This is a genomic window from Phenylobacterium sp. (assembly GCF_031412415.1).
Lineage (GTDB): Bacteria > Pseudomonadota > Alphaproteobacteria > Caulobacterales > Caulobacteraceae > Phenylobacterium.
In genome coordinates this window covers 1-4,212 of record NZ_JANOCX010000430.1, presented here as the reverse complement: position 1 = coordinate 4,212, position 4,212 = coordinate 1, and the positions used below count along the sequence as shown (strand labels likewise).

General features: G+C 68.4%; 3 protein-coding genes. 1 reads left to right on the top strand and 2 read right to left on the bottom strand.

All coding sequences use genetic code 11. The features are described from left to right. Positions 1-2,583, top strand: a 2,583-nt coding sequence (locus RMO04_RS19945; protein ID WP_309646516.1) for an insulinase family protein, incomplete at its 5' end; no start/stop codon positions are given. A gap of 3 nt (positions 2,584-2,586) precedes the next feature. Here the strand turns inward: RMO04_RS19945 and RMO04_RS19940 are convergent. Together RMO04_RS19940 and RMO04_RS19935 are read right to left on the bottom strand one after the other, a co-directional pair. Further along, entirely contained in the window at positions 2,587-3,489 is a 903-nt protein-coding gene (locus RMO04_RS19940) for a M20/M25/M40 family metallo-hydrolase (protein WP_309646515.1), read from the bottom strand. 116 nt (positions 3,490-3,605) lie between these two features. After that, a partial coding sequence (locus RMO04_RS19935) for a hypothetical protein (protein WP_309646514.1) occupies positions 3,606-4,212 on the bottom strand: 607 nt, incomplete at its 5' end.

Sequence of the window (4,212 nt, the reverse complement as noted above, 5' to 3'; positions counted from 1 at the left end):
GACCAGCGCGGGCTGGCGCACTTCATCGAACATATGGTCTTCAACGGCTCCAGCGAGATCGCCGAGGGCGAACTGACGCGCACCCTTGAACGCCTGGGCCTCGCCTTCGGGGCCGACACCAATGCCTCGACCAACTTCGATCAGACGATCTATCAGCTCGACCTGCCGCGCACTGACGACGAGACCGTCGACACCTCACTGATGCTGCTGCGCGAGGCGGCCGGGAACCTCACCCTCGACCCTGCGGCCATCGATCGGGAGCGTGGGGTCGTGCTGTCGGAAGAGCGCGCTCGCGACACCCCGCCCTATCGGGTCTACAAGTCTCGTCTCGAGTTTCTGCTGAAAGATCAACGACCTCCGACCCGGTACCCCATCGGTAAGGTCGAGGTGTTGCAAACCGCCCCCGCCTCTGAGTTCACGGATTTTTACAACCGCTACTACCGCCCTGAACGCGCCGTTCTGGTGGCTGTCGGCGACTTCGACGTCGCGGCCATGGAGGCCAAGATCAAGGCCCGGTTCAGCGACTGGGCGCCTGTCGGCGCGGCCGGCGTCGATCCCGACCTGGGCGCCCTGCGCGCGCGAAAGACCGAGGCCAGGCTGGTCGTGGAGCCCGGTGCGCCTCTGTCCCTGCAGATGGCCTGGCTGCGTCCGGACGACGTCTCCGCCGACACCGCGGCCAAGCGTAAGGGCGATCTGATCCAGCAGTTGGGCTTCTCCGTGCTGAACCGGCGCCTGCAACGGCTGGCGCGCGGCGCTCAGCCACCGTTCCTGGGCGCCGGCGCCTTCGAGAGCGACGAGTACGACGCCGCCGAGATGACGATGGTCACCGTCAACGCCGAGCCGACCCGCTGGCGCGAGGCGCTCACCGCCGTCGAGCAGGAGCAGCGTCGCGCCGTGCAGTTCGGCGTGCGCCAGGACGAGCTGGACCGCGAGATCGACGAATATCGGGCCAGCCTCAAGGCCGACGCCGCCGGCGCCGCGACCCGCACGCCAGGCGCCCTGGCCAGCGAGATCGCCGGCTCGCTGTCCGACGACGAGGTGGTGACCAGCCCGACCCAGGACCTGGCGCTGTTCGAGGAGACCGTGAAGGGCCTGAAGGCCGACGACGTCTCCGCCGCCCTGAAGGCCGCGTTCAAGGGCGCTGGCCCGTTGCTGTTCATGGCCACGCCCAAACCCATTCCGGGCGGCGACAGAGCCTTGGTCGCGGCGCTGGAGACCTCGCGCAAGGTCGCCGTCGCGGAGCCCTCCGCCCCAACCCAGGTCGCCTGGCCCTACGAGACCTTCGGCGACATCGGCAAGGTGGCTGAGACTCGCGAGGCGCCCGATCTCGACACCGCCTTCGTGCGCTTCGAGAACGGCGTGCGCCTGACCGTCAAGCCGACCCGTTTCAAGGACGACGAGGTTCTGGTCCGGGTGAACGTCGGCCGCGGCAAGATCGACCTGCCCAAGGATCGCCAGAACGTCGCCTGGGCCTCGGGCGCCTATATCGAAGGCGGTCTGAAGCAGATCAACGCCGAAGACATGGAGCAGGTCCTGGCCTCCAAGGTCTACGGCGCCCAGTTCGGCATCGGCGACGACGCCTTCGTGCTGTCGGGCGCCACGCGGCCCGAGGATCTCGACACCCAGCTCCAGGTCCTGGCCGCCTACGCCTCGGAGCCCGGCTGGCGTGAGCAGGCGTTTCAACGCCTGAAGAATTCCGGCAAGACCATCCACGACCAGTATGAGGCCACGGTCTCCGGTGTCGTCTCGCGCGACCTCAGCGGGCTGCTGCATGGCGGCGATGAGCGCTGGGTCTTCCCCAGCCGCCAGGAGATGGCGGACGCCAAGCTCGAGAACTTCAAGGCCGAAGTCGCCCCCGCCCTGGCGAACGGCCAGATCGAGGTCGTGATTGTCGGCGACACCACGGTCGAAAAGGCCGTGGATGCCGTGGCCCGCACCTTCGCCGCCCTTCCCCCTCGCCCGACCCCGGCCCCGCCCCCGACGGCGGAGATCGAGGTGGGCTTCCCCGCCGGCGTCGCCCAGCCGGTGATCCGCACGCACAAGGGTCGCGGCGACCAGGCCGTGGGCTACATCGCGTGGCGCACCAACGACTTCTTCGCCAACCCCCAGCGAGCCCGCGACACCGCCGTCCTGGGCGAGGTTTTGGAACTGCGGCTGATCGAGGAACTGCGCGAGGCCCAGGGCGCGACCTACTCGCCGAACGCCTCCTATAGCCACAGTTTCGTGTGGCCCGGCTGGGGCTATGTCTCGGCCAGCGTCGAGGTCCCGCCCGACAAGCTCCCGGCCTTCTTCGCCGACGTGAAAAAGATCGCCAGCGACCTACGCACCAAGGAGATCAGCGCCGACGAGCTCGCCCGGGCCAAGAAGCCGCGCCTCGAACAGATCGAAAAAGCTCGCGAAACCAACGGCTACTGGCTGTCGGAGCTCTCCGGCGCCCAGGCCGATCCTCGTCGTCTCGACGCTACCCGCGCCATGATCTCCGGCACCGAACGGGTCACCGCCGCCGACGTCAAACGCGCCGCCGAGGCGGTGTTGAAGGACGAGACCATGTGGATGTTCGAGGTCAAGCCGGCGGGGGCTTAGGGCCTAACGCCCCGCCTCTTTCGCCATGGCGTCCAGGTCATCGTCGAACCCTCGCGCCACGATGACGACCGTCGTGACCGCCTTGGCGAAGAAGGCGCGCGGGACGGTCGCGAAATCGTCCGTCGGGCGGTGGTACTCTGGATGGTCCTCCACGCCGAGATAGACCCAAGGCACACCGGCCTTGTGAAAGGCCGCATGGTCCGACAGCAGCGTCCAGTCGTCGTCCCCCCTCCAGGGTGGTCCGTCATGACCCTGCTTCAGCGTCACCGGGACCTGCCCCGCCAAGGCCGCCAGGCGGGGCTTCAGCCAGGGGAAATGATAGGTGCCAGACGCATAGAGCTCGCCCTTGGCGTTCTTGCTCAGCATGTCGAGGTTCAGGTTCAGCGCGATCCTCGCCAGCGGAACCGGCGGAGCGGCCACGAAGGCGCCGGAGCCGCGGTGGCCCAGTTCCTCGGCGTCCACCGCTGCGAAAATCACGGTGTGCTTCGGCGGGCTCTTGGCGAACGACTCCGCGGCGGCCAGCAGCGCGGCGACGCCCGAGGCGTTGTCGTCGGCGCCATTGTAGATCTCGCCCTTGCGGACCCCCAGATGGTCGTAGTGGGCGGTGATCACCAGAACTTTGTCGCTCGCCCCCGTCCCGGCGATCTGCCCGACCAGGTTCGTTCCCCTCCTGGCCTCGGTTCCGAGCGTGATCGCGAACGGCTGCTCGAAGCCGCCATAGGCCGGCTTCAAGCCGATCTCGGAGAAGCGTTTAAGAATGTGAGCTCGGGCCAGGGCGGAACCCGGCGACCCCGCCGCCCGGCCAGCCATGGCGTCGGTCGACAGGATCTCGACGTCCTGCAACGCCTTCTCGCCCGCCGCGTGGGCCGGGCCCGCGGACAGGCCGCAGGCCACGATCGCGGCCAAGACGATCCTCGAAATTCCGAACAAACTCACCCCCGTCGACGCCGTCGCGACGGACCATCGGGCCTTCGCTGCGGTTCCGCAAGCGAGCGGAGACGCCTTCGTGCGACGAGGGTTGCCTAGTAGACCGTCCCGCCGACGCCGCCGTCGAGGCTCATGGTGGTGGCGACCGAGGACTCGACGCGCTCTTCTTCCTCGCGGTAGGCGGTGTAGCGCTCGACCTCGACGATGGTCAGGATTTTGATCCCGGCGCCGAAACGGCGCAGCAGCGAGCGCTCGTTGCAGTCGCGGGCCGGGGTCTGCCTGCGGCATTCCACCTTGCCATCGCGGCCGTGATAGAGCGCGTCGCCCTTGCGGCAGGTCAGGGTCCGGCCGCCGGAGAAATCGATCTTCTCGTTGTAGTCGGCGATCGTGGCCTGCAGCCAGGTGCCGGCGATACAGCGATAGAGTTCGCCCTCGAAGAATTGTTCGATCTCGCGGTCGGGGCGGACCTGAGAGGCGGCGTGCGGCACCTGACGCGCGTCGATGCAAACGGCCTGGATGACCACGCGACGGGTGCGGGTGCGGCTGGCCTCGTAGGCCACGCGCTTCATGCGCTTGCCCTGTTCGACATTGAGCGTGACCTTGCCGGTGGCCTTGGGCGGCGCGTAGCCGCCACCGCCACCGCCGCCGCCGTAATAGACGGCGGAACCCGCGCCGGCGCCGGCGCCGGACCCGGCGCGCGAG